The organism is Microbacterium sp. TPD7012 (assembly GCF_003075395.1).
Lineage (GTDB): Bacteria > Actinomycetota > Actinomycetes > Actinomycetales > Microbacteriaceae > Microbacterium.
Window position 1 is genome coordinate 754,797 of sequence record NZ_QDFV01000002.1, and the last position, 25,886, is coordinate 780,682.

The 25,886-nt window shown below is 69.4% G+C and carries 23 protein-coding genes; 10 read left to right on the forward strand and 13 right to left on the reverse strand.

What is annotated here, in order from left to right:
- Positions 1-7: 7 nt before the first annotated feature.
- Genes DC434_RS07590 through DC434_RS07600 form a run of 3 tightly spaced genes read right to left on the reverse strand, consistent with a single transcriptional unit; the run spans position 8 to position 3,920 of the window.
- Entirely contained in the window at positions 8-1,228 is a 1,221-nt protein-coding gene (locus DC434_RS07590) for an acyl-CoA dehydrogenase family protein (RefSeq protein WP_116634655.1), read from the reverse strand.
- A complete protein-coding gene (locus DC434_RS07595; protein ID WP_116634656.1) occupies positions 1,228-2,454 on the reverse strand; it encodes an acyl-CoA dehydrogenase family protein in 1,227 nt (408 codons plus the stop codon). Before DC434_RS07595 ends, DC434_RS07590 begins: the two co-directional genes overlap by 1 nt.
- The gene (locus tag DC434_RS07600) at positions 2,451-3,920 is read right to left on the reverse strand and encodes an LLM class flavin-dependent oxidoreductase (RefSeq protein ID WP_116634657.1); all 1,470 of its coding nucleotides are present in this window, start codon (positions 3,918-3,920) and stop codon (positions 2,451-2,453) included. The genes DC434_RS07595 and DC434_RS07600 overlap by 4 nt, the downstream gene beginning before the upstream one ends.
- A gap of 180 nt (positions 3,921-4,100) precedes the next feature.
- On the opposite strand from DC434_RS07600, the gene DC434_RS07605 reads away from it, so the two are divergent.
- Genes DC434_RS07605 through DC434_RS07615 form a run of 3 tightly spaced genes read left to right on the forward strand, consistent with a single transcriptional unit; the run spans position 4,101 to position 7,168 of the window.
- A complete protein-coding gene (locus DC434_RS07605; RefSeq protein WP_116634658.1) occupies positions 4,101-5,441 on the forward strand; it encodes a sugar ABC transporter substrate-binding protein in 1,341 nt (446 codons plus the stop codon).
- Positions 5,434-6,357 carry a sugar ABC transporter permease gene (locus tag DC434_RS07610; RefSeq protein WP_116634659.1) on the forward strand — a complete coding sequence of 308 codons (924 nt, stop codon included), beginning with the start codon at positions 5,434-5,436 and terminating at the stop codon, positions 6,355-6,357. Before DC434_RS07605 ends, DC434_RS07610 begins: the two co-directional genes overlap by 8 nt.
- Positions 6,350-7,168 carry a carbohydrate ABC transporter permease gene (locus tag DC434_RS07615; protein ID WP_116634660.1) on the forward strand — a complete coding sequence of 273 codons (819 nt, stop codon included), beginning with the start codon at positions 6,350-6,352 and terminating at the stop codon, positions 7,166-7,168. Before DC434_RS07610 ends, DC434_RS07615 begins: the two co-directional genes overlap by 8 nt.
- Positions 7,169-7,196: 28 nt before the next feature.
- Here DC434_RS07615 and DC434_RS07620 read toward each other — a convergent pair whose 3' ends face one another.
- The 7 genes from DC434_RS07620 to DC434_RS07650 form a co-directional block, all read right to left on the reverse strand.
- The gene (locus tag DC434_RS07620) at positions 7,197-8,444 is read right to left on the reverse strand and encodes an MFS transporter (RefSeq protein ID WP_165808022.1); all 1,248 of its coding nucleotides are present in this window, start codon (positions 8,442-8,444) and stop codon (positions 7,197-7,199) included.
- A gap of 40 nt (positions 8,445-8,484) precedes the next feature.
- Entirely contained in the window at positions 8,485-9,285 is an 801-nt protein-coding gene (locus tag DC434_RS07625) for an HpcH/HpaI aldolase/citrate lyase family protein (RefSeq protein WP_116634662.1), read from the reverse strand.
- Complete coding sequence (locus tag DC434_RS07630) at positions 9,270-10,055, reverse strand: fumarylacetoacetate hydrolase family protein (protein WP_116634663.1); 786 nt, start codon at positions 10,053-10,055, stop codon at positions 9,270-9,272. The genes DC434_RS07625 and DC434_RS07630 overlap by 16 nt, the downstream gene beginning before the upstream one ends.
- Positions 10,056-10,145: 90 nt before the next feature.
- Positions 10,146-11,282: a 3,4-dihydroxyphenylacetate 2,3-dioxygenase gene (gene hpaD / locus DC434_RS07635; protein WP_116634664.1), complete on the reverse strand. Its 1,137-nt coding sequence runs from the start codon at positions 11,280-11,282 to the stop codon at positions 10,146-10,148.
- Positions 11,283-11,312: 30 nt separating this feature from the next.
- Complete coding sequence (gene hpaE, locus DC434_RS07640) at positions 11,313-12,809, reverse strand: 5-carboxymethyl-2-hydroxymuconate semialdehyde dehydrogenase (protein ID WP_116634665.1); 1,497 nt, start codon at positions 12,807-12,809, stop codon at positions 11,313-11,315.
- Complete coding sequence (locus DC434_RS07645) at positions 12,806-13,489, reverse strand: GntR family transcriptional regulator (protein WP_116634666.1); 684 nt, start codon at positions 13,487-13,489, stop codon at positions 12,806-12,808. Before DC434_RS07645 ends, hpaE begins: the two co-directional genes overlap by 4 nt.
- A complete protein-coding gene (locus DC434_RS07650; RefSeq protein ID WP_116634667.1) occupies positions 13,486-15,030 on the reverse strand; it encodes a fumarylacetoacetate hydrolase family protein in 1,545 nt (514 codons plus the stop codon). The genes DC434_RS07645 and DC434_RS07650 overlap by 4 nt, the downstream gene beginning before the upstream one ends.
- A gap of 154 nt (positions 15,031-15,184) precedes the next feature.
- On the opposite strand from DC434_RS07650, the gene DC434_RS07655 reads away from it, so the two are divergent.
- The 3 genes from DC434_RS07655 (at position 15,185) to DC434_RS07665 (ending at position 19,045) form a co-directional block, all read left to right on the forward strand.
- Positions 15,185-16,564 (forward strand): MFS transporter, encoded by a 1,380-nt coding sequence (locus tag DC434_RS07655; RefSeq protein ID WP_116634668.1) that lies wholly within the window; start codon positions 15,185-15,187, stop codon positions 16,562-16,564.
- A 105-nt stretch (positions 16,565-16,669) separates the two neighbouring features.
- On the forward strand, positions 16,670-18,541 hold the full coding sequence (locus DC434_RS07660; protein WP_116634669.1) for an FAD-dependent monooxygenase: 1,872 nt from the start codon (positions 16,670-16,672) through the stop codon (positions 18,539-18,541).
- A gap of 123 nt (positions 18,542-18,664) precedes the next feature.
- A complete protein-coding gene (locus tag DC434_RS07665; RefSeq protein ID WP_116634670.1) occupies positions 18,665-19,045 on the forward strand; it encodes a VOC family protein in 381 nt (126 codons plus the stop codon).
- Between the two features lie 77 nt (positions 19,046-19,122).
- On the opposite strand, the gene DC434_RS07670 is transcribed toward DC434_RS07665, so the two are convergent.
- Positions 19,123-20,862, reverse strand: coding sequence for a thiamine pyrophosphate-binding protein (locus DC434_RS07670; RefSeq protein WP_116634671.1), 1,740 nt, complete (start codon positions 20,860-20,862; stop codon positions 19,123-19,125).
- A 203-nt stretch (positions 20,863-21,065) separates the two neighbouring features.
- Between DC434_RS07670 and DC434_RS07675 the strand changes: the two genes are divergently transcribed.
- The 4 genes from DC434_RS07675 to DC434_RS07690 are packed head-to-tail and all read left to right on the forward strand — an operon-like array spanning position 21,066 to position 25,044.
- Positions 21,066-22,748: a circularly permuted type 2 ATP-grasp protein gene (locus tag DC434_RS07675; protein ID WP_116634672.1), complete on the forward strand. Its 1,683-nt coding sequence runs from the start codon at positions 21,066-21,068 to the stop codon at positions 22,746-22,748.
- Positions 22,742-23,668: an alpha-E domain-containing protein gene (locus DC434_RS07680; RefSeq protein ID WP_116634673.1), complete on the forward strand. Its 927-nt coding sequence runs from the start codon at positions 22,742-22,744 to the stop codon at positions 23,666-23,668. Before DC434_RS07675 ends, DC434_RS07680 begins: the two co-directional genes overlap by 7 nt.
- On the forward strand, positions 23,665-24,510 hold the full coding sequence (locus tag DC434_RS07685) for a transglutaminase family protein (protein ID WP_116634674.1): 846 nt from the start codon (positions 23,665-23,667) through the stop codon (positions 24,508-24,510). The genes DC434_RS07680 and DC434_RS07685 overlap by 4 nt, the downstream gene beginning before the upstream one ends.
- Positions 24,511-24,534: 24 nt before the next feature.
- Positions 24,535-25,044, forward strand: a complete 510-nt coding sequence (locus DC434_RS07690; RefSeq protein ID WP_116634675.1) for a phosphoribosyltransferase — start codon at positions 24,535-24,537, stop codon at positions 25,042-25,044.
- A gap of 12 nt (positions 25,045-25,056) precedes the next feature.
- Here DC434_RS07690 and DC434_RS07695 read toward each other — a convergent pair whose 3' ends face one another.
- Complete coding sequence (locus DC434_RS07695; protein WP_116634676.1) at positions 25,057-25,395, reverse strand: HepT-like ribonuclease domain-containing protein; 339 nt, start codon at positions 25,393-25,395, stop codon at positions 25,057-25,059.
- Entirely contained in the window at positions 25,392-25,856 is a 465-nt protein-coding gene (locus DC434_RS07700) for a helix-turn-helix domain-containing protein (protein ID WP_207769922.1), read from the reverse strand. Before DC434_RS07700 ends, DC434_RS07695 begins: the two co-directional genes overlap by 4 nt.
- Between the last annotated feature and the right edge of the window lie 30 nt (positions 25,857-25,886).

Below are 25,886 nucleotides of genomic sequence, written 5' to 3' on the forward strand. Positions count from 1 at the left end.
CCGGAGGTCACCCCGGCAGAGCGCTCTCGACGGCGACCTTCGACTCTCCGACCGCCCACACGAAGTCGGGAGTGCGTCCGTTGACCGCGTGGTCGCCGAGCTGGCGCGCCTTGAAGATCCACGGGTTGTGGGACGCGACCGTGCGGGCGTTGCGCCAGTGGCGATCCAGTGCCGTCCCCGATCGCACGGCGGATGCGCCGAGGGTGTCGAACAGGCGGGACGCGGCGCGAGGGACCAGCTCGGTGAGCACGATCTGCGCCCTCGACGAGCCGAGCTCCGCTGCCGCCACGGCATCCTCGGTCTCGGACGTGCCCAGGACGTCCGCCGCATGCTGCACGGCACGGGCGACATCGAGCACGAGCGCACGTGCCGTCGCACTCGTCGCCGTCAGCTCTCCGACGATCTGCAGCACCTGCGGGTCGTCGGCCACGCGGTTCGCGCTCCCGTGGCTGTAGGTGCGGGTGCGCGCACGCACCTGCGCGACCGTGTCGCGTTCGATCGCGGCGGCGATCCCCGCGAGCACCGCCAGCAGCGTGAGCTGGTAGACGGCCGTCTGATACGGGAATCTCGAGGTGAACGGCTCGACGTCGTCCTCGTCGACGCTCGCGTCGGTGAACACGGCCGTGCCGGTCCCCGTCAGCGGCTGTCCGAAGCCGTCCCAGTCGTCCGAGATCTCCACGCCGCCCTGGTGCCGCCGGATCAGCGCGGTGACGGTCTCGCCGTCCAGATCGACGGTGGCGTCCACCCAGTCGGCGAAGATGCTGCCCGTCGTGTAGAACTTGCGTCCGTCCACCCGCCAGGTGCCGTCTGCTCGCCGGCTCACCCGTGTCGCGTTCGTGCCGACCGCCGCCGCGCCGTTCTCCGACCACGCGTTGCCGACCAGCTCGCCGTCGGCGATGCGGTCGAGCCACCGTGATCGTCGATCGCTCGGCGCCGCGGCCAGCACGTGCTCGACGTACGCGATGTGGCCCCGGAAGATCTGGGGGAGGTTCGAGTCCGCCGCGGCGAGCTCGATGAGCAGCTCGGCGAACGACGGCCAGTCGAGCCCGAAGCCGCCGTCGTCGATCGGCAGCCGAAGCCTCCCGAAACCGGCGTCGCGCAGTGCCTCGACTTCGGCGAATGGAAGCTCATGGCCCTGCTCGCGCACGACCGTGCCCGCCGCGATCTCGGCGAACACGGGCCCCAGGTGCTCTCGAGCGACGGTGAGCCGCTGCGTCTGCTCGCTCATCAGGTGTACAGGGAGATCGGCTGGAGCTCGCCGTTCAGCGTCCAGGCGCCGACCTCGAGCTTCTTGTAGTCGACCGGATCGTGCAGCGAGTGGGTGCGGACGTTCCTCCAGAAGAGATCCAGCCCGACATCGGCGCGCGCCGAGCTCGAACCCGTGATCTCGAAGATCCGGTTCGCGACCTCGATGCCGACCTCGGTCGACACCACCTTCACCTTGGCGATCTCGATCGCCAGCTCCCCGCGGCGCTCTGCCGTGACGGCGTCCCCTTCATCCACGACCTCGTCGAAGAGGCGTCCGGCGCGGTCCGTCAGAGCCTCGACCGCGGCGATGCGCGAGGCGAACTCGCCGACGACGCGCTGCACGAACGGGTCGTCCCGGTAGGAGTCGGCCTGGCTGAGGAACCAGGCGCGGGGGCGCGCACGCACCAGGTCGAGTCCTCGCGCGAGGGCCCCCTCGGCGATCCCGAGATACAGATTTCCGAAGGCGAGCTGGATGCCGGGCGTGATCAGTGTCGAGAACGGCTCGTCGCCGAGCTCGCCGAGCACATCGTCTGCCGAGACGCGGACGTCGTCGAAGCGCACGGACCCGCTGGCGGACAGGCGCTGTCCGAGCGCATCCCAGTCGCCGAGATAGCGGATTCCCTCGCGATCGTGATCGAGCACGACGAACAGCACCTGTCCGTCGCGGTCTCCGCCGCGGACGAGCGCCGCGGCCAGCACCACGTCGCCGGCCGATGCGCCGGTCGAGAAGCGCTTCAGGCCGTTGAGCCGGAAGCCGTCGCCGTCCGCCGTCAGCTCGAGGTCCGGGTCGGTCGGGTTCACGGAGTCGCCCCACACCCACCGGCCCGCGATGGTCTTGCGATGCCAGGCCTCTTGCACCGACGGGTCGGCCGCGAAGCCGATGTTGCTCGAGTTGATGTAGTGGTAGGCGAGGACCTGGGCCACCGATGCGTCGGCACGCGACAGGATGCGGATGACGAGGAATGCCGTCTCCCAGTGCGCGCCGCCTCCGCCGAACTCGGCCGGTTCGAGCAGCGTCACCAGCCCCGCATCGCGGAGCAGGTCGAGTTCGACCGTGGGGTCCTGATTCGCGCGGTCGCGCTGCAGGGCGTCGCTCGCGAGCTCGTCGGCGACACGCTCTGCGACTCCACGCCAGTGGGCTCGCTCCGCGGCATCCGCGGTACCCGTCCAGCGGCTGCGATTCGTGGTCTCTGCGATGACGCTCATCGGGCGCCCTCCTTCTCGGTGAGTTCGGTCAGGTCGTCGTTCGCGGCATCCACCAGCGGGCCGCCGAGTGTGCCGTCGAGCGCGCTGGGACCGCCGACGTAGGCGCCCCGATACGCGTGCGCGGGGTGCCACTCCGGAACGACCGGAGAGCCGTCGCCGGTGAGCCTCCCGCGCAGCGTGCCCTCGGGATAGTCATCCCACGTGCGGCCACGGCGGCGGAGTTCGGGGACGAGGTGCTCGACGATGTCCTCGAACGATCCCGGCGTCACCACGTAGGCGATGTTGAAGCCGTCGACGCCGCCGACCTCGACCCATCGCTCGAGCTCGTCCGCCACGGTCTGCGGGCTGCCGACGATGACGGGGCCGATGCCGCCGATCCCGACGTAGTGGGCGATGTCGCGCGGCGTCCACCGGCGCTCCGGATCGGCCTTGGTGAAGAGCGACAGCGCCGAGCGCCCGGCATCCGTGTCGACGTATTCCAGGGGGACGTCGGGGTCGTACTGTGACAGGTCGAGTCCCGTCCATCCCGCGTAGAGCGCCAGGGCGCCCTCGACCGAGACGTAGCGGCGGTAGTCCTCGAGCCGGGCCTGCGCCTCCTCGTCGGTGGCCGCGACCACGATGGTGATCAGGGTGAGGATCTTGACCGAGTCCCGCGGGCGTCCGAGAGTCTCCGCACGATCGCGGATGTCGTCGGTCACCGGTCGCGTCACCTCCGGACGCAGCCCGTTGATGAAGATCGCCTCACCGTGCTTCGCCGCGAACTGGCGCCCGCGCGGCGAGGCTCCCGCCTGGAACATCACCGGAGTGCGCTGGGGGCTCGGCTCGGCGAGGTGGATGCCGGGGACCCGGTAGTGCCGCCCCTCGTGTGCGATCGGGTGCACGCGCGCCGCATCGGTGAAGACACCGGACTCGCGGTCGCGGAGCACCGCGGCGTCCTCCCACGACCCCTCCCACAGCTTGTACGTCACGTCGAGGAACTCCTCGGCGATCTCGTACCGGTCGTCGTGGGCGATCTGCGTGTCGAGCCCGAGGTTGCGTGCGGCGGAATCGAGGTAGCTGGTCACGACGTTCCACCCCACCCGCCCCCGCGTGAAGTGGTCGAGGGTCGAGAACCGGCGGGCGAGCGCGTACGGCTGTTCGTAGGTCGTGGCGACGGTCACCCCGAATCCGAGATGCTCGGTCGCGTGCGCCATCGCGGAGATCTGCACGACCGGATCGCCGAGGGGCACCTGCGCCGCATCGCCGAGCGCCGTGGCGGCCGAGTCGCGGTAGACGTCGTAGGTCCCGAGCACGTCGGCGATGAAGATCGCATCGAACCTGCCGCGCTCGAGCGTCTTCGCCAGGTCCACCCAGTAGTCGAGATCGTGGTACCGGTCGGCCTGGTTCTCCGGGTGCCGCCAGAGTCCGGGAGCCTGGTGCGTCACGCATGTCATGTCGAAGGCGTTCAGGATGATGCGGCGTGACACGGTGCTCCTCAGGTGGTCGGGGACTCCGCGACCATAGCCACTCGGGTTGCGCTCTGTCGCGCGGGATGACTCTTCGCGTCGCCGCACGACGAACTGTTACGTCCGCGATGCGTCGGTCCACGGCCGAGACCTAGCCTGAGCGCCGATCCGCTTCCCCGACCCGACGCCTGAGGAGCCCCCATGTCATCCCTTCCGAGCCGCGGTGGACGCCGCATCCTTCTCGGTGCCGCCGCCCTCACGGCCGCGACCCTCGTCATCGCCGGCTGCGCGACGCAGACTCCCGACGCGGGCGGAGCGGGCGACGACGGGGACTTCTCCGGGCAGAGCCTGAACGCTCTGCTCATCACCTCGCACGAGGGTGCGGCCAACTGGCTCAAGGAGCACTTCGAAGAGGAGACCGGCGCCGAGGTGAACCTCACCATCGTCCCCTACGACGAGATCGGCTCCACACTCGCACTCGACCAGCAGTCGGGAGCGAACACGTTCGATGTCGCGGCTCCCTGGTACGTGTCGATCGGCGACCTCGCCGAGGGCGGCTCGATCCAGGACCTCACGGACTGGATCGCCGAGACCCCCTCGCTCGAGGAGGACGACTTCATCCCCTCCATCAACGACCCGTACACCCTGGTCGGCGACCGCCGCTACGGTCTGCCCTTCGACGGCGACACGCACGTGCTCTTCTACAACAAGGAGATCCTCGAGCGGAACGGCATCACCGAGCCGCCCGCGACCTGGGACGAGTACGTGGCCGACGTCAAGACCATCACCGAGAACGAAGGCGCGGACGGCGTGTACGGCTCTGCGATCTTCGGACAGAAGTCGCCCCTGATCCTCGGCGCCGCCTACGCGAACCGGCTGGCCGGCTTCGGCGGGGAGTTCGTCGACGAGGACGGCAAGCCCACGATCAACTCTCCCGCTGCGGTGGCCGCGGCCCAGTCGCTGGTGGATGCCGTGCCGTACGCCTTCCCGACGGCGGCCGAGACCGACTTCGGCGTCGGCAACGGCGCCTGGTACGACGGCAAGGTCGGCTTCATCGAGAACTGGACCGACCTCGGCGTGGGCTCGGAGACGAACCCCGACTCCAAGGTCGCGGGCAAGTGGGGTGTGACGACGCTGCCCGTCGGCGGCGACAACACCGAGGCGCGGGCGTCGCTCGTGGCCGGCTTCACGTGGGTCATCGCCGCGAACACCGAGAAGACCGACCTGGCGAAGGCGTTCATCGAGTACGCCGCGTCGAGCGAGGTCAACTCCGAGCTGATCGTCGCCGACCCGCAGACGGGCATCGACCCGAACCGCGAGTCCTCGCTCGAGAGCGCGGCGTACGGGGAGACCTACCCCGACCTGCAGCGGGTCAACCGCACGACGCTCAGCGGATCGCTCGCCTGGCCGACGGGAGAGAACGCGTCGCAGGCGGCGCAGATCCTCACCGACGAGCTGGCGAAGCTCATCGCGGGTGACGGCGGCACTGCCAAGGAGACCCTCGACCGCGTCCAGGCCGAGTGGGAAGAGATCCTTGGCTGACGCCTCCGCGATCCAGGTGCGTGCCGCCCGCGCGTCCGGCCGAGTGCCGAGACGGGCGGGCGGCTCCGCGCGGGCGGGCGCCGGACTGCTCACGGCGCCGACGATCCTGTCGATCGTGGTGCTCGGCGCGTATCCGCTCCTGTTCATCCTCGCCGCGGCCTTCACGGACTCGACGCTCGGGCGGCCCTTCCAGGAGTGGGTCGGGACGGCGAACCTGGAGACGATCCTCGCCGATGCCGACGTCGTCGCCTCGTTCGGACGGACTGTCGCGTACGCGGTCGCGGTCGCCGTCGTGAGCGTCGTGCTGGGCGTCGTGATCGCCGTCGCGCTGGAGCGCGCGACCCGAGCCGGCGCGGTCCTGCGGACGCTGCTCCTGCTGCCGCTGATCACGCCCCCGGTCGTGGTCGGCACGCTGTGGAAGCTGGTGTTCAACCCGGGCGGCGGACTGCTCGCGACGCTGCTTCCCGGCGACTCGCTCACGCCGCTGTCGACGACGGCCTGGGCGCTCCCGGCGATCGGCCTCGCCGATGTCTGGCAGTGGACGCCGCTGATCGTGATCCTCGTCTACGCCGCGCTGCTCACGCAGGACCCCTCGGTGCGAGAGGCCGCGTCGCTCGACGGCGCTCACGGCGCGGGGCTGTTCCGGCACATCACCTGGCCGGCGATCGCGGGCACCGTGATCGCGGCGCTCTTCATCCGTCTCGTCATCGCGTTGAAGGTCTTCGATCTCGTGTTCGTCATGACGTCGGGCGGACCCGGTCAGGCCTCGACCGTGACCACGTACCTCATCCAGCAGGTCGCCCTCAAGGAGTTCGACATCGGTCGCGCGTCGGCGATCACCCTCGTGTTCGCGGTCATCGTCACGGTGGTGACGCTCGTGGTGGCCGTCTTCGCCCGAAAGGCGCGTCATGACTGACCGGCGCACCCGTCAGCGGCCCGTCGCGAGCACGGTGCTCTTCGTGGCTCTCGCGGTCACCCTGGTCCCGCTCGCGTATCTGTTCTCGGTGTCGCTGATGGGGCGCGACGAGACCGTCTCCGGAGTCCTGTGGAGCGCTGCCCCGCAGTGGGAGAACTGGGGGGATGTGCTGGCCACCGACATCCCGCGTTCGATCCTGAACTCCCTGGCCGCCGCCGTCGGCGGCGCTGTGGTGTCGCTGGTCATCGCGGTCCCCGGTGCCTGGGCCATCGTCCGGCACAACGCCGGTGGGCGCACGCTCGCCGCGACGCTCATGAGCCCGTGGCTCCTCCCGCCGATCGTCGCCGTGGTCCCGCTGCTCACACTGCTGCGCTCGATCGGGCTCAACAACACGCTCGTCGGGCTCACGCTCGTCTACGCGCTCGTCAACGTCCCGGTGGCCGTCTGGCTGCTGGAGGGATTCCTCCGCCGGCTGTCGGTGGAGATCGAGGAGGCGGCGCGCATCGACGGAGCGGGGACCCTGCGGATGCTCTGGTCGGTCGTCGTGCCGCTGCTCCTGCCCAGTCTCGTCGCGATCGGGATCATCGTCGCGATCCTCAACTACAACGAGTTCCTGCTCGCCACGTTCCTCACGCAGAGCGTGGACGCGCAGACGTTCCCGGTCGCCCTCTCGCTGTTCTACGGCGATCGCACGCCGCACTTCGGCAAGATCGCCGCCGCGTCGTTCATCGGCGTGATCCCGGTCTTCGCGGCCGCGGTGTTCTTCCAGCGCTGGCTGGTGGGCGGGTTGACGGCAGGGGCGGTGCGCTGATCCCGGTTCCTGGCGGAACCGGGATCACTCAGGCGCGCTGAGGCGAGGCGTCGGGATTCAGGGCGCCGTCCGGCCTTCCCATGCGCCACACGCTCGGCACGGCGAGAGTGAGGAGCGCGACGCCCGCGTACACGATCCCGGACGTGATCAGCACCGTCGCGGCATCCGCATGGGTGATGAGCCAGCCGAACACCAACGTGCCGATCGGCATCGCGACGAAGCTGCCGAGCATGTCGTAGCTGGACACGCGGGAGAGCTTCTCGCCGGGCACGTTCTCCATCATCGCGAGGTTCCACCCGGTACTGAAGACCTCGGCGCCCGCACCCGCGATGAAGGCCGCGATGGCGAGGAGCACGACGGCGGGGTGCACGCCCAGCATGGTCACGGGAATCGCGAACGCGGCCATGCCGAGCATCCCGTAGCGCAGCGGCCGTCTGAGCGGGAACCACATCAGGATCAGCGTCATCACGAGGACGCCGGCGCCCTCGGCGCTGAGCACCCAGCCCCACCCGGCGATGCCGAGCAGATCGTCGTTCTTCGCGATGTACGGACCCACGACGCCCCAGGCGCCGACGTGGATCGCGTTCATGACCATGAAGGCCAGCACGATCGTCCAGAGCCAGGATCGGCTCCAGAACTCCTGCCAGCCGACGCGCAGATCGTGGAACATGGTCGTGCCGCCGGCATGCGCGGGAGGCGGGAGCTTCACCAGGGCGAGGACCGGGATGGCGATCACCCAGCCGGCCGCCTGCACGACCATCGCCCAGGCGGGGCCGGCTGTGGCGACGAGGATGCCGGCGATGATCGGGCCGCCGATCGTCACGGCGGAGCGCACGAACGAGAGCATCGCGTTGGCCTGCTGAAGGTTCTCGGGCGTCGTCAGCTGCGGGATGATGCCCTGCATGGCCGGCAGCACGAACGCCGTGGAGGCGCCGTTGGCGACCGAGAGCACCACCAGGAGCGCGACGGTCGCCGAGTCCGTGAACAGCAGCGCCGCCATCGCGCCGATCGTGAGGATGTCGATCACGTAGCAGGTCTGGATGATCAGGGCCCGCGGCAGCCGGTCGGCCACGACGCCGCCGAACAGGAGGAAGACGATGTTGCTCACCGTGAAGGCGGTCAGCACGAACGACAGGGAGCGGGCGTCGTTGTCGATCTCCAGCACCGCGAACGCGAGCGCGATCGACGACATCGAGCCGGTGATCATGGTGATCGCCCTGGCGAGGAAGAACCACCGGAAGTTGCGGTCCCGCATCGCGGCGAGCCCGCGGCTCATCGGTTCACCGCCCTCGTCCGCATCAGACGATCCTGCCACGTCAGTAGCTGGCGCGTGCCGATCCGTCCGCCGTGATGAAGCGGGCGGCCAGCGCCTCGGATGCCCGCGCGAGCAGCGCCACATCGGCGCCCACCGCCACGAAGTCCGCACCGCCGGCGACGTACGCATCGGCGGCGGCCGGGTCGAAGGCGTTGACCCCGACCGGCTTGCCCGCCGCCTTGACCGCATGGAAGACCTTCTCGACGGCGGCGACGACATCGGGATGCGTCTGCTGGCCGAGGAGACCCATCGAGGCGGAGAGGTCGGACGGACCGACGAAGACCGCGTCGATGCCGTCCACGGCGGCAATCTCCCCCGCCGCGTCCACGCCGGCCGCCGTCTCGATCTGCACCGTGAGGGAGGTGTGCCGCGCCGACTCCTGGAGGTAGCCGTCGACCCGGTTCCAGCGGGCGCTGCGCGCCAGCGCGCTGCCGACCCCGCGGACGCCGGCCGGGGGATAGCGCGTCGCGGACACGGCGGCTCGCGCCTCATCGGCGGAGGACACCATCGGCACGATCAGGTTCTGTGCGCCGAGGTCGAGGATCTGCTTGATCGCGACGGTGTCGTTGGAGGGCACCCGCACGAGCGGGGTGATCGGGTACGCCGCGACCGTCTGCAGCTGCAGCAGCACCGACTCGAGCGTGTTCGTGGAGTGCTCCATGTCGATCAGCAGCCAGTCGAGCCCGGAACCCGCGGCGACCTCGGTGACGAGCGTGCTGCCCGAGCATGCCCACATGCCGATCAGCGCACGATCGGAGGCGGCGATGCGCTCGCGGAACGACGGGTCTAGACGAAGCGGCATGTGATTGTTCCCATCGGTCCGTAATCGCACAGCACCTCGTCGCCGCGCGACACCCACATCGGGCGCGTGAACGATCCTGCCAGGATGATCTCTCCCGCCTCCAGACGCGCGCCGTGCTGATGGAACTTGTTCGCCAGCCACGCGACGCCGGTGGCCGGATGCCCGAGCACGCCCGCGGCCACTCCGGTCTCCTCGATCTCACCGTTGCGCGACAGCACACCGGGGACCCAGCGCAGATCGATCTCGTCCGGGCGGCGACGCTCGGTGCCCAGCACCATCGCCCCGTAGGCGGCGTTGTCGCTGATGGTGTCGACGATCGTGCGCCCCTCGAGCTCGATGTGCGAGTTGAGCACCTCGAGCGCGGGGACGGCGTAGTCGATCGCCGCGAGGGCGTCATCGAGCGTGCAGTCGGGACCTTCGAGCGGATGCTTCAGCACGAACGCCAGCTCCACCTCGATGCGCACGTTGGAGAAGTGGTCGACAGGGATCTCGGCGCCGGACTCGTACACCGTGTCGTCGAACATCACACCGTAGTCGGGTTCGGTGATGCCGGTCGCCTGCTGCATCGCCTTGGAGGTCAGTCCGATCTTGCGCCCGACGAGCCGGCGGCCCGCGGCGATCTGGCTGTCGCGCCAGACACCCTGGATCGCGTAGGAGTCTTCGATCACGGCATCCGGGTAGCGCGCCGTGATGCGCGGGATCACGGTGTGTGCACGCTCGGCCTCGGCGAGCTGGGCCGCGATCTCTGCGATGACTTCTTGCGACAGCATCCGTTCCTTCTCTCTGTTCGGTCGGGCCCTTCGACAAGCTCAGGGACCCAGCCACTGGGTCGCTGAGCTTGTCGAAGCGTCGGTGGTGACCTATAGCTGGTTGCCCAGCTTCTTCTCGCCCTCGTCCGCGCGCGTGTACGAGAACCCGTCGGCGCCGATCGTGACCGCCATCTCCGAGCTGTCGGTGCGGGCGACGACCGGCTGCGGGTTGCCGTCGAGGTCGAGCACCAGGCTGGCATCGGTGTACCAGGACGGGACGACGGGGTTGCCCCACCAGTCGCGGCGCTGGTTGTCGTGCACGTCCCAGGTGATGACCGGGTTGTCGGGGTCGCCCGTGTAGTAGTCCTGCGTGTAGACCTCGACGCGGTGGCCGTCGGGATCGCGCAGGTACAGGTAGAACGCGTTCGAGACGCCGTGGCGGCCCGGCCCTCGCTCGATCGAGTCGGAGCGGCGGAGGGCGCCGAGCTTGTCGCAGATCGCGAGGATGTTGTGCTTCTCGTGCGTCGCGAAGCACACGTGGTGCATGCGGGGACCGTCGCCGCCGGTCATGGCGGTGTCGTGCACGGTGGGCTTGCGGCGCATCCAGGCGGCATAGACCGTGCCCTCGTCGTCTTGGATGTCCTCGGTCACGCGGAAGCCGAGATCCTGCATGAACTTCACGGCGCGCGGCACGTCGGGGGTGACCTGGTTGAAGTGGTCGAGCCGCACGAGCTCGCCCGGGATGTGCAGGTCGTAGCGCCACGACATGCGCTCGACGTGGTCGGACTGGTGGAAGAACTCGATCGGGAAGCCGAGCGGGTCGACCACGCGGACCGAGTCGCCGACGCCCTTCACGAACCCGTCGGGGTTGCGGCGCACGTCGCAGCCGAGCTCCGTGTAGAACGCGACCGCACGGTCGAGGTCTTCCGCCGCGCGGACGCGATACGAGAACGCGGCCACGGCCGCGACCGGTCCCTTGCGCAGCACGAGGTTGTGGTGGATGAATTCCTCGGTCGAGCGGAGGTAGATCGCCTCGTCGTCCTCCTCGGTCACGTACAGTCCCAGCACGTCGACGTAGAACTGCCGCGACGCGGCCAGGTCGGTGACGACGAGCTCCATGTAGGCGCAGCGCAGGATGTCGGGCGGGGAACTCTGCGGCGTCGCGACGGGGTTCGTCGTGCGGATCGGCGCCTCCTGCGACACGTAGTAGCCGGCAGAGGTCAGGGTCATGTCTTCGCGATCGGTCATGTCAGCGTCCTTGCAGATCAGAGCGGCGGGTCAGTTCTTGCCGAAGGTCGGGTTGTGGGCTCCGCCGAGCGTGATGTGCACGCTCTGCTGGTCGGTGTAGAAGTCGATCGAGCGGTAGCCGCCCTCATGACCGAGACCCGAGGCCTTCACTCCGCCGAACGGGGTGCGGAGGTCGCGCACGTTGTTGCTGTTCAGCCACACCATGCCGGCCTCGACCGACTGCGCGAAGTTGTGCGCGCGCTTCAGGTCGTTGGTCCAGATGTACGCCGCGAGGCCGTACTTCGTGTTGTTCGCGAGCGACAGCGCCTCGTCGTCGGAGTCGAACGGTGTGATCGCGACGACCGGGCCGAAGATCTCCTCCTGGAAGATGCGGGAGTCGGGGGAGACGTCGGCGAACACGGTCGGCGCGACGAAGTTGCCCTCCTCGAACCCGTCGGGGCGTCCGCCACCGGCGACCAGTCGCCCCTCGCTCTTGCCGATCTCGACGTAGCTCATCACCTTGTCGTAGTGCTCGGGGTGGACCAGCGCGCCGACCTCGGTGGCCGGGTCGTGCGGGTAGCCCACCTTGACGCGCTTCGCCTGAGCGGCGTAGCGCTCGACGAACTCCTCGTAGATGGAGCGCTCGACGAGGATGCGGGATCCTGCCGTGCAGCGCTCGCCGTTGAGTGAGAAGACGCCGAAGATCGTGGCGTCGACGGCGGCCTCGAGGTCGGCATCCGCGAAGACGACGGCGGGCGACTTGCCGCCGAGCTCCATCGACAGGCCCTTGAGGAAGGGGGCGGCGTTGCCGAAGATGATCTGTCCGGTGCGGCTCTCGCCCGTGAAGGAGATCAGGGGGACGTCGGGGTGCTTGACGAGGGCGTCGCCCGCGTCTTCGCCGAGGCCGTTCACGAGGTTGAAGACGCCCCGGGGGAGTCCCGCCTCTTCGAAGATGCCCGCCCAGAGGGATGCCGAGAGCGGCGTGAACTCCGCGGGCTTCAGCACCACGGTGTTGCCGGTCGCGAGCGCGGGGCCGAGCTTCCACGACTCGAGCATGAACGGCGTGTTCCATGGCGTGATGAGGCCGGCGACGCCGATCGGCTTGCGGTTGACGTAGTTCATCTGGCGGCCGGGCACCTTGAAGGCGTCATCCGACTGCGCGACGATCAGGTCGGCGAAGAAACGGAAGTTCTCGGCCGCCCGGCGGGCCTGACCCAGCGCCTGGGTGATCGGCAGGCCGGAGTCGTAGGACTCGAGCTCGGCGAGCCGTGCGTCACGGGACTCGACGATGTCGGCGATGCGGTGCAGCACGCGCGAGCGCTCGCGCGGCAGCATCCGCGGCCACGGGCCTTCGTCGAAGGCGCGCTTCGCGGCGGCCACGGCCAGCTCGATGTCGGCCTTCTTGCCGGCGGCGGCCGTCGTGTAGGTCTTGTTGGTCACCGGGTCGAGCACGTCGAACGTGTCGCCGTCGACCGAGTCGACGAAGGCGCCGTCGATGTAGTGCTGGATGTGGTCAGGAAGATCGGCGGGGATGCGCGAGTCGGTCATGAGGCTTCTCCTGTGGCGTGGGCGGAACGGGTGTGCAGGGCATCGAGGAACGCGTCCATCGTGCGCCAGCGGTGGTTGCGGGCGGCGAGCTCGATCTCGAGCGGATCGGCATCCGCCCGGATGAGTGCGAGGATCTCGGCGTGCTCCTCGACCGAGTGCTGGGCGCGACCCGGGACCGACGCGAACGTCGATTCGCGGATGCCGGAGAGCCGAGACCAGCCGCGGTGGACGAGGTCGAGCAGGTGCGGGTTCGGGCACGGCTCGAACAGCACCGAATGGAACTGCCGGTTGAGCTCGGTGAACGCGTGGGCGTCGAAGTGCTCGAGCATCCGCGACATCCGGTCGTTGATCCGCGCCGCCTCGTCGAGAGCCGCCTCGTCGAGCAGGGGAGCGGAGAGCGCCGTCGCCGAGCCCTCGACGATGCCGAGCGTCTGCATGGTGTGTGCGTACTCGCTCTCGTCGACGAGGGTGACCCTGGCGCCGACGTTGCGCTCGAAGGTGACGAGGCCCTCGGCCTCGAGTCGCCGGATCGCCTCGCGCACCGGCACGACGCTCATCTTCAGGTCGTCCGCGATCGATCCGAGCACCAGGCGGTAGCCGGGGCTGAACATGTGCGCGGTGATGCGCGAGCGGATCCACTCGTAGGCGACCTCGGACTTGCTGACAGCGGTCGCGCTCATAGCTGGGTCCCTGAGCCTGTCGAAGGGCTTTCCGCCTCGTAGCGGGCGCGCCATTCGGCGTTCATCGGGAACAGCCCGTCGACCGGGTGTCCGGCGGCGACCTGCTCCGCGATCCAGGCGTCTTCGATCTCCTGGGCGAGTGCGGCGTCGACGACCTCCTCGACGAGCGACGGCGGGATGACGATCGCGCCGTCGCCGTCGCCGACGATGATGTCGCCGGGCTGCACGGTCGCTCCGCCGCAGGAGATCGTCACGTCGACGTCCCACGGCACGTGCTTGCGACCGAGGACCGAGGGGTGGGCGCCCTGCGAGAAGACGGGAAGACCGATCTCGGCCACCGCGTCGAAGTCGCGGACCCCGCCGTCGGTGATCACTCCGGCTGCTCCGCGGGCCCGGGCGCGGAGGGCGAGGATGTCGCCCAGCGTGCCGGTCGTCGCATCGCCGCGAGCCTCGATCACGATGATCTCGCCCTCGTCCACCGCGTCGAAGGCGCGCTTCTGGGCGTTGTAGCCGCCGCCGTGGCTCTGGAACAGGTCCTCGCGGAAAGGCACGAAGCGGAGCGTCTTGGCCGTGCCGACGATCTTGGCGCCGGGGATGTTGGCGGAGACGCCGTCGATGAAGCAGGAGTGGTGCCCGCGCTTGCGCAGCTGGGCGGAGAGCCCGGCGGTGGGGGCTTCGAGGAGCTTCGCCCGGAGTTCCGGGGAGAGCGTGGGGGACGCTTCGACCGGCTCAGCGAACCCGCTTTTCGCGGGCGTCACACCATGCTGGGTCCCTGAGCCTGTCGAAGGGCCGTCGGCCAGTCCCGCCGCTTCCGCGGATCCCCAGGCCTCGGTGCGCTGCAGGTCGTCGACCGCGGGGAGAGATCCGAGCTCCGCGTCGAACGGCACGTCGCCCTGCGTGACGGTGGTGACCAGGCGCCCGGAGGTGGGGGCGCCCGCGGCATCCGGGGCGTCCACCTCGATCTCGACGACGTCACCCGGGACGATGACGGAGGAGCCGGCCGGTGTCCCGGTGAGGATCACGTCGCCGGGCTCGAGAGTGAAGTGCTGGGAGAGATCGGCCACGAGCTGGGCGAGCGGGAAGATGAGGCCGGCGGTGGTGTCGTCCTGACGCAGCTCGCCGTTGACCCAGGCGCGCACGCGCAGCGCGGCGGGGTCGACCGTGCGCGCATCGATCAGCTGCGGTCCGAGCGGCGTGTAGCCGTCGCCGCCCTTGGAGCGGACGTTGGAGCCCTTGTCGTTCGCGCGCAGGTCGTACAGGCCGAGGTCGTTCGACGCGGTGACCCCGCCGACGTGCGACCACGCCTCGTCGAGCGAGACGCGGCGTGCGGTGGTGCCGATCACCAGGGCGATCTCCCCCTCGAAGGCGAGGAGCTCGGTCCCGGCCGGGCGCTCGACCGTGCCGCCGGAGACTCCGACGGAGCTGGCCGGCTTGAAGAAGTAGGAGGGGGCTGCCGGGCGCCGGCCGCGCTGATCCGCGCGGGATGCGTAACTCAGATGGATCGCGATGATCTTGCCGGGGCGGGCGATCTGGTCCGTCACGGGGCGCCTCCTCGCGCTCGTCAGCGGTGTGCTGCAGGACGCCTTGTGCGTCGTATTCGAAATCATATATCATCGGATCACCCCTCGGCAAGCAACTCGGGATTCACGTCCCCGCACGCCGTGACAGTGCAGTCACAATCAAAGGAGACACCCCATGAGCGGGCAGTCACAGGCTGGGTTCACGCCCACCGGCACCATCGCGACAGCGGCCGATCGGCGGCGCGTCGTGTTCGCCACCGTCGTCGGGACCACCGTGGAGTGGTACGACTTCTTCATCTACGCCACCGCGGTCGGCCTCGTGTTCGGCCAGCTCTTCTTCGAGCCCCTGGGCGCGAACAGCGCGCTGATCGCCTTCGCCACCGTCGGGGTCAGCTTCCTCTTCCGCCCGCTCGGCGCGTTCCTCGCCGGCCACTACGGCGACAAGCTCGGGCGCAAGACGGTGCTCATGTGGACGCTGATCCTCATGGGTGCGGCCACCGCGCTGATCGGTCTGCTTCCGACGTACGAGGCCATCGGCATCACCGCGCCGATCCTGCTGGTGCTGCTGCGCATCATCCAGGGCATCTCGGCCGGTGGCGAGTGGGGCGGTGCGGTCCTCATGGCCGTCGAGCACGCCCCGCGCAAGAAGCGCGGCATCTTCGGGGCCTCGCCGCAGATCGGCGTGCCGCTGGGGCTGCTGCTCGCCTCGGGCGTGATGGCGCTGATGACCGCGATCGCACCCGGTGACCAGTTCGCGGCGTGGGGATGGCGCGTGCCGTTCCTGCTCAGCGTCGTGCTGATCCTCGTCGGCTACTACGTGCGCCGGAAGGTCGAGGAGAGCCCGGTGTTCACCGAGCTCGCCGCGCGCAAGGAGAAGGCGCGGATGCCGATCGTGCAGCTGTTCCGCAAGCACGCGCTGCTCGTGATCATCGCGGCCTTCGTCTTCGCCGGCAACAACGCGGTCGGCTACATGACCACGGGCGGCTACATCCAGAACTACGCCACGAACCCCGAGGGCCCCATCGGCCTCGATCGCGGTCCGGTGCTCTGGGCGGTCGCCGGGTCCGCGGTCACCTGGCTGCTGACGACGCTGCTGGCCGGATGGATCTGCGACCGCATCGGTCGCCGCACGACCTACATCATCGGCTGGGTGCTGCAGCTCATCGGCGTCTTCGCCCTGTTCCCGCTCGTCAACACCGGACAGATCGGGCTGCTCTTCGCCGGGCTCGCCATCCTCACGATCGGCCTCGGGTTCACGTATGGCCCGCAGGCGGCGCTGTACACGGAGCTCTTCCCCGCCAGCATCCGCTTCTCCGGCGTCTCGATCTCGTACGCGATCGGCGCGATCGCGGGCGGTGCGTTCGCGCCCACCATCGCGACGGCGCTCGTGCAGGCGACGGGGTCGACCCAGGCGGTGACCGCGTACCTCGCCGGCATGACGGTTCTCGGCCTCATCGCCACCCTGCTGCTGCGCGACCGCTCCGGCATCCCGCTCGGCCCGGATCATGAGGACGAGCAGTCGGTCAGCCCGATCTACGGACTCGCCAAGGCCTGACCTCGCCCGCTCCCGTGGCACGTCGTGGGGTCATCGTCGCGATGACCCGCACGGCGTGCCACAGGAGCGCAGAATGAGAAGACTCCTCGAAAGGAATCGACGACGATGCAGTTCCACCACCACGGCTACGTCTCCGGGGACCCGCGCGTGCAGGATGCCGCAGGGCTCGGCACGGATCGTCCGGCTGCCCTGCCCGACGAGGTCGACGTGCTCATCGTCGGCTCGGGCCCGGCCGGCATGCTCCTCGCCGCGCAGATGTCGCAGTACCCCGACATCTCGACGCGCATCATCGAGAAGCGGGAGGGGCGGCTCGTGCTCGGGCAGGCCGACGGCATCCAGCCGCGCAGCGTCGAGACCTTCCAGGCGTTCGGATTCGCCGAGCGCATCGTCGCCGAGGCCTACAACATCGGCTGGATGAACTTCTGGAGTCCTGACCCGGAGAATCCGCGCCAGATCATCCGCACCGCGCGCACCGCCGACTACGCCTATGACATCTGCGAGTTCCCGCACCTGATCGTGAACCAGGCGCGCGTGCTCGACTACTTCGCCGAGGCGGCGGCGACGGGGCCGGGCCGGATCGCGCCCGACTACGGCGTCGAGTTCGTGGGGCTCACCGTGCACGACGAGGGCGAGCACCCCGTCGAGGTCCGCGTGCGCCACGTGGCGGGGGAGCGGGCCGGCGAGGAGCAGACCATCCGGGCGAAGTACGTCGCGGGCTGCGACGGCGCCCGCAGCGGTGTGCGTCAGGCCATCGGGCGCACCCACGTCGGCGGAAGCGCCGCGCACGCCTGGGGTGTCATGGACGTGCTCGTGAACACCGACTTCCCGGACTGGCGCACCAAGTGCGCGATCAACTCCCAGGCAGGAAACATCCTGCACATCCCCCGCGAGGGCGGCTACCTGTCGCGGATGTACATCGATCTCGGCGAGGTCGCGCAGGACGACGACCACCGCGTGCGGCAGACGCCGATCGAGGAGATCATCCGCAAGGCGAACGACATCCTGCATCCGTACACGATCGACGTGAAGCAGGTCGCCTGGCACAGCGTGTACGAGGTCGGACACCGGGTGACCGACGGCTTCGACGACGTGCTCGAGGAGTCGGGCCGCACCCCGCGGGTCTTCCTGACGGGTGACGCGTGCCACACGCACAGTGCCAAGGCAGGACAGGGCATGAACGTCTCGATGCAGGACGGCTTCAACCTGGGCTGGAAGCTCGGCTCCGTGCTGACCGGTCGCGCACCGGAGGCTCTGCTCGCGACGTACGGCGCCGAGCGGCGCCCGGTCGCGCAGCAGCTCATCGACTTCGATCGGGAGTGGTCGTCGCTCATGGCGCGCAAGCCCGAGGAGATCTCGGACCCGGGCGAGCTCGCCACGTACTACCTGGCGACGGCCGAGTTCCCGTCGGGTTTCATGACGCAGTACACCGCGTCGATGATCACCGGATCCGATGCGCACCAGGGGCTGGCCGGCGGGTTCCCGCTCGGCAAGCGGTTCAAGTCGGCCGAGGTCATCAGGGTCGGCGACGGCAACGTCGTGCATCTCGGTCACCATGCTCGCGCGGACGGACGGTGGCGGGTCTACGCGTTCGGCGACCGCGCCGGGGAAGCGCTCGCCGCGTGGGCGGATGCCGCTGCGCCGGTGTTCGCTCGCTTCACCCCCGCGGATGCCGACGCCGACGCGGTCTTCGACGTGAAGGCGGTGTACCAGCAGCCGTACGAGGAGGTCGAGGTCACGAGCGCACCTGCGCTGTTCCAGCCCAAGACCGGGCCGCTCGGACTCACGGATTGGGAGAAGGTGTACGCCGCGGGACCCTCGAAGTGGACGGAGACCGACATCTTCGAGGCGCGGGAGCTGTCTCGCGACGGCGTCGTGATCGTCGTCCGTCCTGACCAGTACGTCGCGGCGATCCTGCCGTTGGAGGGGGTCGACGAGCTCGCGGAGTTCTTCGAGGGGGCCTTGCTTCCGGCAGTCTGACGCGGCCGATCTCCGTGGTCGGCGTCTGTACAAGCGCATTTGTACAAGACGGTGGCGCCGCACGTCGAGTGCGTCGTACCGTGGTCGCGGACGGGCGACGGCGCCCGCCAGGAGGAGTGCGTGATGGATTGGAAGATCGAACTCATCTTCGTGCCGGTGACAGATGTCGACCGGTCGAAGGACTTCTACGTGAAGATCGGCTTCAACGCCGACCACGACCAGACACCGTTCGACGGGATGCGGTTCGTGCAGATGACGCCGCCGGGGTCGGCCTGCTCGATCGCGTTCGGCACCGGTCTCGGCATCGATCTCGAACCGGGGCAGCAGAACACGATCCAGGTCGTGGTGCCGAGTGCGGATGAGGCGCTGGCGCACCTGCGGAGTGTCGGTGTCGAGGCGCAGGGCGTCGACGAGCAGGGGTGGGGCCGATTCGTCAGCTTCGACGACCCCGACGGCAACACGTGGACGCTGCAGGAACTTCCGGACTACGGCGCCCAGAGCTGAGAGTCCCGCGCCTTCGTTCCCGTGGCAGTTGCGGTGGGTGTCGAGCCGATTCACCCGCCACAACTGCCACGGGAGCGTCAGGAGTTCACGCGGATGATCTCCTGCTGGTACGGGGCGATGACAGCGCCGGAGATGCGAAGGTCGAGGAGCAGGAAGCGGCGGGTCGCGGCATCCTCCTGCGCCCAGGCCTCCAGCCGGTCAAGATCGGCGAGCGTGCGGACCACGACGCCCTCGGCCCCGACCGCAGCCCCGAACGCGGCGAAGTCGACCTCGGGGATGAGCATCGGGCCCTCGGCGAGCCCCTTGAGACCGTAGAGGTTGACCTCGGCCCCGTAGGCGGCATCGTTCCAGATCACGGCCATACCTCGCCCGGCCGCGGCGCGCACGGCGGATTCCAGGTCGGCGATCGCCATCAGTCCGCCACCATCGCCCGAGGTCAGCACGATCGTGGAGTCGCGGCGGGCCAGAGCGGCGCCGACGACGCTCGGCCAGCCCTGACCGATCGACTGGAACGCGGTGCCGATCATCATCATGCGATCCGGTGCGGCGACGGGCCAGTACATGTTGGCCCAGCCGATGAAGTGTCCGCCGTCCGAGACCACGACGCGGTCCTCTGGAAGCAGCTCGGCGATGCGCCGTGCTGCCGAACGCGGGTCGAGCCGGCCGTCGGCTGCGAGGTCGTCGCCGGCGTCGTATGCCCGGGCGGATGCCACGTCGACGCTCTCCCGCCACGGCCGGGCGGGCACAGGTTCGGAGCCCGCGGCCGACTCGCCGGCAGGACCCTCGGCGGATGCCGCGTGCCGAGCCCGATCTCCGAAGCTGTGCCCGTTGGCCGACGTGGACCGCAGCCGGGTCACGAGCTCCTCGGCCGCGACGCGCGCATCCGCGCGGACGAAACCTCCGATGTGCGCATGCGTGGCGGCGGGGGCGATGTCGATCTGGAACACCCGTGTACCCGGGGCGAACAGCTCGCCGAAGCGCATCGTGAACTGGTTCAGCGACGCCCCGAACACGACGGCGACGTCGGCCGTCCGGACGAGCTCCATCGCACCGTCGGCACCGAATCCGCCCGTGACGCCGAGGTCGTAACGGGGGTCGGGGAAGACCCCGCGGCCGAGGGCGGACGACGCGGTGAGCGCGCCGGTCAGCTCGGCGAGCTCGCCCAGCGACTGGCTCGCACCGGCCAGCCATGCGCCGCGTCCCGCGAGCAGGAACGGGCGCTCGGCTCCGCGCAGCGCCGCGGCGATCTCGTCGAGCATCCCCTCGGCGAACTCGCCCTTCGGGGTGAGCGGTGCGGGCAGGCGCGGCGACGGCGCCTCCGCCACGGGGCCCGCCTCGAGGGCGGCGACGTCGTACGGGATCGCGAGCACGACGGGCACACGATAGGTGAGGGCGTGCTCGATCGCGATGACTGTGGTCGCCGCGGCATCCGTCCGTCCGACCGTATAGGTGCGGGCCCCGACGGCCGACGCGAGGGCGATCTGGTCGACGTCCCACGGGCGTGGGCCCGACGTCGGCTCGTCGCCGACCACGAGCACGAGCGGCACGTGTGCCTGCACGGCCTCCGCGAGAGCAGTGAGGGTGTTCGTGAAGCCGGCGCCGTATGTCGAGGTGCCGGCGGCGATGCGCCCGGAGGCGCGGAAGTGCGCGTCGGCGGCGACCACGGCGCCCTGCTCATGGCGGACGGCGGTGAAGACGGCATCCGTCTGCTTCTCGATCGCATCGAGGAAGTAGGCGTTGCCGTTGCCCATCACGCCGAAGACGGCGTCGATGTGCTGGGCGAGGGTGAGGGCGACATGTGCGGACACGGTGGGCATGGGAATGCCTTTCGAGACAGGGACGGAGAACTGCGGATCCGTATGTGTCTCGCCCTCGCTGCTGCGCGAGGTGCTTCGTGCCTCTTTTTCAGGCACCGGCGGGCGACCGCCGGACTCCTCGACTCTACCGCGGCAGCGGGCGTGTCGCTGCGTCGTCTTCCCCCGGAAACATCGCCGAAACTCCGCCACGGAAGTATTCCGTCATGGAGTCGCTGTTCAACGGATACACCTCTCGTCGCACCGCGATGCGCCGCGGGCCGCAGCCCTGGGACGAGATGTTCCCGTCCGAGGTCGTGGCGGGCGCGGGCGACGTGCGCCTCCCGTACCGCGACATGTATCCGGCGCTCGCAGGGATGGACGATGCCGAGCTGCGGGCGCGGACGGATGCGCTCGCGAGCTCGTACCTCGCGCAGGGCGTGACGTTCGACTTCGCGGGCGAGGAGCGGCCGTTCCCGCTCGACGTGGTGCCGCGTGTGATCGCCGCCGAGGACTGGATGTACGTCGAATCCGGGGTCAAGCAGCGCGTGCGGGCGCTCGAAGCCTTCCTCGCGGACGTCTACGGCCCGCAGTCGGCGGTGCGCGACGGGGTGATCCCCGCGACGCTGATCAGCTCCTCCTCGCACTTCCACCGCCAGGCGGCGGGCATCGTCGGCGCGAACGGCGTGCGCATCCACGTGGCCGGGATCGACGTCATCCGCGACGAGAAGGGCGCCTGGCGGGTGCTCGAGGACAACGTCCGTGTGCCGAGCGGCGTCAGCTATGTGCTCGCGAACCGACGGGTGATGGCGCAGACGCTCCCGGAGCTGTTCACGAGCCTCCGGGTGCGACCGGTCGTCGACTATCCGGGACGACTGCTCCAAGCTCTGCGCGCCGCGGCGCCGGCCGGCGTCGACGACCCCACCGTCGTCGTGCTCACGCCCGGCGTGTACAACTCCGCGTACTACGAGCACACGCTGCTGGCGCGCATGATGGGCGTCGAGCTCGTCGAGGGTCGCGACCTCTTCTGCTCCGGCGGACGGGTGTGGATGCACACGACCGCAGGGCCCACCCGTGTCGATGTGATCTACCGCCGCGTGGACGACGAGTTCCTCGATCCGCAGCACTTCCGGCCTGACTCGGTGCTGGGCGCCCCCGGGCTGATGCTCGCCGCGCGCCTCGGCAACGTCACGCTGGCGAACGCGATCGGCAACGGCGTCGCCGACGACAAGCTCGTCTACACGTACGTCCCCGAGCTCATCCGGTACTACCTCGGCGAGGATCCGATCCTCCCGAACGTCGACACCTGGCGGCTGGAAGAGCCGGATGCTCTCGCCGAGGTGCTCGATCGACTGGACGAGCTCGTCGTGAAGCCGGTCGACGGGTCGGGCGGCAAGGGACTCGTGGTCGGCCCGGATGCGACGCGCGCGGAGCTGGACGCACTGCGGGCGCAGCTGCTCGCCGATCCGCGCGGCTGGATCGCGCAGCCGGTCGTGCAGCTCTCGACGATCCCGACGCTCGTGGAAGACGGCTTCCGCCCGCGGCACGTCGATCTCCGCCCCTTCGCGGTGAACGACGGGGAGGACATCTGGGTGCTGCCCGGAGGGCTCACACGCGTCGCGCTCCCCGAGGGACAGCTGGTCGTCAACTCGAGCCAGGGCGGCGGGTCCAAGGACACCTGGGTGCTGGATCCCTCCCTGTTCACCGGGCCGACCGCGACGCTGGCCGGGCTCTCGGACCCTGCGACCGACGAGGTGTCGATCGCGACAGGCGCCATCGGGATCGTGTCGTCTCCGCGAGAGGAGCCGCATCCGCCGTTCCTGTCGTCGCCGCAGGACGAGGACCTCGAGACCCGGCATCACCAGCAGCAGCAACAACAACAGCAGCAGCAGGGAGGCGCGACATGCTGAGCCGCATCGCCGAGGCGCTGTTCTGGATCGGCCGCTACGTCGAGCGCGCCGACGGCACTGCCCGCATCCTGGACGTGCACCTGCAGCTGCTCCTGGAGGATCCGTGGGTCGAGGAGGACACCGCGTGCCGGGCCCTGCTCTCGGTCATGGGTACCACGGCCGACGGCGAACGCACGGTCGGGCGCGACGACGTGGTGCGGCTGCTGGCGCTGGACCGCGATCACGCGGCATCCATCGCCCACTCGATCGCCGCCGCGCGCGAGAACGCACGGCGGGCACGGGAGATCATCTCGACGGATCTCTGGGAGACCCTCAACGAGTCGAATGCGCGGATGCCGCGGTGGGTCGCCTCCGACAAGACGCACCCGTTCTTCCGCTGGGTCCGCGACCGGTCGGCGCTCGCGTTCGGCGTGGTCGACTCGTCGACGAGCCGCGACGAGGCCTGGCAGTTCTTCGTCCTCGGCCGTTCGATCGAGCGCGCCGACATGACGGCCCGCCTGTTGGCGACCCGGTCGCTGACGGATGCCGGCGGCCCGAGCTGGACCACGCTGCTGCGCAGCTGCGGCGCGTACGAAGCACATCTGCGCGGTCATCGTGCCGTGCCGACGGCGGCCTCAGCGGTGGAGTTCCTGCTCGTGGACAAGCTGTTCCCGAGGTCGGTGCTGTCGAGCATCCTGCAGGCGGAGGAGTGTCTGCGCGGGATCGACCCGGCCGGAGCGTTCGGCGCACCTGATCGTGCCCATCGGGTGCTCGGCCGGATGCGATCGGAACTGGAGTACCGACCCGTCGCCGACATCGTGCACCGGCTCTCGGAGAGCATGGAAGAGGTGCAGGTGGCGATCTCGGTGGCGAGCGATGCGATCCGGGAGCGCTACTTCCCGTCGATCGCGATGCCGGTGTGGATCGGAGAAGCATTGTGAGCAGGTTGAGGATCGTGCACCGGACCGGCTTCCGCTACGAGAAGCCGGCGACCGCCTCGTACAACGAGGCGCGGATGCTGCCGCACTCGCGCGACGGGCAGTTCGTGCTGCAGGCGACCCTGGACATCTCTCCGACGGCGACGCAGCACTCCTATGCCGACTACTGGGACACTCGCGTGTCGACGTTCGAGGTGCTCACGCCGCATCAGCTGCTGTCGGTCACGGCGACCAGCGTCGTCGATGTGCGCGCTCTGGCTCACACCGGCGACGCGGTGGGGTGGGAAGAGCTCGACGCGCGCATCCCGTCGTCACTCTCGCTCGCCGAGTGCGTCACGCAGACACCGGCGACCATGCCCGACGACGAGATGCGCGAGCTCGCCCTGCGGATCAGAGCCGAGGGAGGCGGCGTCGACGACACCGCCTTCGAGATCTGCCGGACGGTCGGCGGAGCCATGGACTACCAGAGCGGCGTGACCGGCGTGAACTCCACGGCGCGCGAGGCGTGGGCCGCGCGATCCGGGGTGTGCCAGGACATCGCGCACGTCGCGCTGGGCGTGCTGCGGGCGGCGGGGATCCCCGCGCGCTACGTGTCGGGCTACCTGCATCCGGATCCGACGGCGCCGATCGGCCAGCCGGTGATCGGCGAGTCGCACGCGTGGGTGGAGTGGTACTCGGGGGAGTGGCGGGGGTACGACCCGACGAACCTCCTGGACATCGGAGAATCGCACGTCTACGTCGGGCACGGCCGCGACTACGGGGACGTGGCACCGCTGCGCGGCGTGTACGCGGGACCGAGCGCATCGGAGCTGTTCGTCTCCGTCGAGGTCACGCGACTCGACTGACGGTGCGTGGGGGAGAATGAGGCGATGACGACTACGACGACCGAGCGCGAGACGCTCACCTGGGACGGCTTCGGCACGGCGACACGCGAACTGGCGCGGAGCATCCTCGCCAGCGGTTTCGAGCCGGAGGTCGTCGTGGCGATCGCCCGCGGCGGACTGCTTCCCGCCGGAGCCATCGCTTACGGGCTGGGCGCCAAGAACTGCGGCGCCATCAACGTGGAGTTCTACACCGGGATCGGCACAGTGCTGGACGCACCGGAGGTCCTCCCTCCCGAGCTCGACATGGCGTACCTCGACGGGCGTCGTGTGCTGCTGGTCGACGACGTCGCCGACTCGGGTCGCACCCTCGCGCTCGCGGTGGAGCTCCTGAAAGACAAGGGCGCCGATGTACGCTCGGTCACGATCTACACGAAGCCCTCGACGATCATCCAGCCGGACTACGCCTGGAAGGACACCGACCTCTGGATCAACTTCCCGTGGTCGTTCCAGGGAACCGTGCGGGAAGAGGACCTGGGGCTTCCGCCGTCGGCGTGACGCGGCGGCGCGTCAGTCCTCGTCGTCCAGCCCGTCAAGAAGACGGGTGGTGGCTGCCGCGAGCAGCGGAATATCGTTCCGTGCGGTCGCGGTGACGACGGCGTGCGCGGTGTCAAAGTAGCGATGCGCGAGCTGGTCGCGCATACGGGCGATCTCACGCCAGGGGATCGTGGGTTCGGCGTCGAGGATATCCGCCGGGAGGTCTTTCACGGCTTCGCCGATTTCCAGCAGGCGGATGCGAATCGCGTCGAACACGATCTCGTCCTCATTGTCAGCGCGCTCGACGTAACCCGAGATCTTCGCGCAGGCGAGTGCGATGTCTTCGAGCCGTGTACGAGTCCGTCGGCTCATAGGGGAATCGCTTCTCGCTGAACATCGTCCGCGACACCGGATTTGAGGCTGGCACGCGGAACGATGTCGACTGCACGCTCGAGTAGTGCCTCGGCCGCGGATTGCATACGGAGCAGATCAAACATCCCGACTGTCGGGGCGAGGTCGACGAGGAGGTCGACGTCGCTGTTCTCATGATCGTCGCCGCGGGCGACGCTGCCGAACACTTCGATGTTCGTCGCGCCGTGCTCGGCGAACATCGCCCGAAGGTCCGCAGCTCGGAGGCGCACCCGGCGAAGAGTCTCAGGCTCGTCGGCGAGGGCCAGCGATAGTCCTGCGGCACCCAGAAGCCTGTCGAGAGCAGCGACCGATGGCTCGCGCCTCCCGCTCTCGTACTCGCTAATGACGCTCTGGCGGATGCCCGAGCGGTTCGCCAGAGCGCTCTGCGTCAGCCCTGTGCGCTCACGGGCGGTCTTGATCAAGAAAGCTCCCCGTCGCATGCTTTGATGATA

Bases quoted from the DNA above. Each gene is read 5' to 3' on its own strand.
- DC434_RS07590 (WP_116634655.1), bottom strand. From the start codon at position 1,228: ATGAGCGAGCAGACGCAGCGGCTCACCGTCGCTCGAGAGCACCTGGGG.
- DC434_RS07595 (WP_116634656.1), bottom strand. From the start codon at position 2,454: ATGAGCGTCATCGCAGAGACCACGAATCGCAGCCGCTGGACGGGTACC.
- DC434_RS07605 (WP_116634658.1), top strand. From the start codon at position 4,101: ATGTCATCCCTTCCGAGCCGCGGTGGACGCCGCATCCTTCTCGGTGCC.
- DC434_RS07615 (WP_116634660.1), top strand. From the start codon at position 6,350: ATGACTGACCGGCGCACCCGTCAGCGGCCCGTCGCGAGCACGGTGCTC.
- DC434_RS07620 (WP_165808022.1), bottom strand. From the start codon at position 8,444: ATGAGCCGCGGGCTCGCCGCGATGCGGGACCGCAACTTCCGGTGGTTC.
- DC434_RS07625 (WP_116634662.1), bottom strand. From the start codon at position 9,285: ATGCCGCTTCGTCTAGACCCGTCGTTCCGCGAGCGCATCGCCGCCTCC.
- DC434_RS07630 (WP_116634663.1), bottom strand. From the start codon at position 10,055: ATGCTGTCGCAAGAAGTCATCGCAGAGATCGCGGCCCAGCTCGCCGAG.
- hpaD (WP_116634664.1), bottom strand. From the start codon at position 11,282: ATGACCGATCGCGAAGACATGACCCTGACCTCTGCCGGCTACTACGTG.
- hpaE (WP_116634665.1), bottom strand. From the start codon at position 12,809: ATGACCGACTCGCGCATCCCCGCCGATCTTCCTGACCACATCCAGCAC.
- DC434_RS07645 (WP_116634666.1), bottom strand. From the start codon at position 13,489: ATGAGCGCGACCGCTGTCAGCAAGTCCGAGGTCGCCTACGAGTGGATC.
- DC434_RS07655 (WP_116634668.1), top strand. From the start codon at position 15,185: ATGAGCGGGCAGTCACAGGCTGGGTTCACGCCCACCGGCACCATCGCG.
- DC434_RS07660 (WP_116634669.1), top strand. From the start codon at position 16,670: ATGCAGTTCCACCACCACGGCTACGTCTCCGGGGACCCGCGCGTGCAG.
- DC434_RS07665 (WP_116634670.1), top strand. From the start codon at position 18,665: ATGGATTGGAAGATCGAACTCATCTTCGTGCCGGTGACAGATGTCGAC.
- DC434_RS07670 (WP_116634671.1), bottom strand. From the start codon at position 20,862: ATGCCCACCGTGTCCGCACATGTCGCCCTCACCCTCGCCCAGCACATC.
- DC434_RS07675 (WP_116634672.1), top strand. From the start codon at position 21,066: ATGGAGTCGCTGTTCAACGGATACACCTCTCGTCGCACCGCGATGCGC.
- DC434_RS07680 (WP_116634673.1), top strand. From the start codon at position 22,742: ATGCTGAGCCGCATCGCCGAGGCGCTGTTCTGGATCGGCCGCTACGTC.
- DC434_RS07690 (WP_116634675.1), top strand. From the start codon at position 24,535: ATGACGACTACGACGACCGAGCGCGAGACGCTCACCTGGGACGGCTTC.
- DC434_RS07695 (WP_116634676.1), bottom strand. From the start codon at position 25,395: ATGAGCCGACGGACTCGTACACGGCTCGAAGACATCGCACTCGCCTGC.